The organism is Oleiphilus sp. HI0117, from assembly GCF_001635235.1.
The window spans coordinates 1-1031 of the sequence record NZ_LWGA01000637.1; the positions used below are offsets into that span (position 1 = coordinate 1).

The following is a 1031-nucleotide window of genomic DNA, read 5'->3' on the forward strand; positions in this document are numbered from 1 at the left end:
GTGCCTCGTAGTCACTTCTTTCAATGCCCAGTGTTTCGTATAGCCCCATGCCACAATCAAACTTGCGTTTCTTAAGCTCATCAGGGTAACTGACGTCGGGGTTATAATCGCCGTCGGGCAAAACACCACTTGTTAACCCCTGCCAAATTTTGCTTGGTAACGGAAGGCGCTTAATCCGGCTAGCTTTGGCGAACTTGCTAGATAATTCGTCAGCTATCTTATTTTTTGTGCTACCGCTAGCAATTGCAATTCGATAAGGTTGAGAGTTACCTCCACTGGGTGATAGCAATGCTTTGCTGATAACGCGCTCCAAGACATCATCCGGAATACTTACAGGTGTGAATTGACGAATGCTACGGCGCGTCTTCAAGGCTTCAGAAAGTTTCATAATTCGTCCTCATGTACCAATATTTCGAAGGTGTGTATGCAAGTATAAGCACGGGCTATTGGTTTATATATAACCTATAATGAAAGATACTATTGCGTTATCTGCAACTTCTCCCAGAAATGCACGTTAATGACACGCAGAAGAAGCTCGTCGTAAATGACGTATTATCGGTTTATCAGGCGGTCAAGGCAGGTATGGGAATCTCTATGCTCCCCAGTTATCTTATCGAAGAGGACATTAAAGCCGGGAGACTCGTCGAACTGTTCTCAGGACAAAAGAATACCCCCATGAAGTTTTTTTACTGTTCCCCTCAACTGAGTTTATGCCTTTAAAGTTACGCGTTTTTATAGATTTTATGTTAGATCAATTTGTCGATGCGTCTTAATACTCAAGGTGAGTGTCAGCTTGGCCAGATTCGATTAAAAGGTTGACGCCGCAATGTCGAATACCGGTTCGAGAAAAAAGCTTCGAATTCCAAACTACTCAAAACAGCAAGATGAGCAAATCAGCCGAGTTTGACCTCATTCACTTATCAACAGTCACCATGAGATATCGCTGCCAAAATACCTTTCATTGCCACATCTCTAACCCTGTCTATACTGAATACAAAAAGAACAAGCCATTCCTTCAATCAAACGGCCTT

General features: G+C 42.9%; 2 protein-coding genes. One reads left to right on the forward strand and one right to left on the reverse strand.

Going from position 1 to position 1031, the window contains the following annotated elements:
* A partial coding sequence (locus A3757_RS07800) for a nitroreductase family protein (protein WP_197469939.1) occupies positions 1-388 on the reverse strand: 388 nt, incomplete at its 3' end.
* Positions 389-507: 119 nt separating this feature from the next.
* Between A3757_RS07800 and A3757_RS28080 the strand changes: the two genes are divergently transcribed.
* Positions 508-720: a LysR substrate-binding domain-containing protein gene (locus A3757_RS28080; RefSeq protein WP_068509449.1), complete on the forward strand. Its 213-nt coding sequence runs from the start codon at positions 508-510 to the stop codon at positions 718-720.
* Positions 721-1031 lie beyond the last annotated feature (311 nt).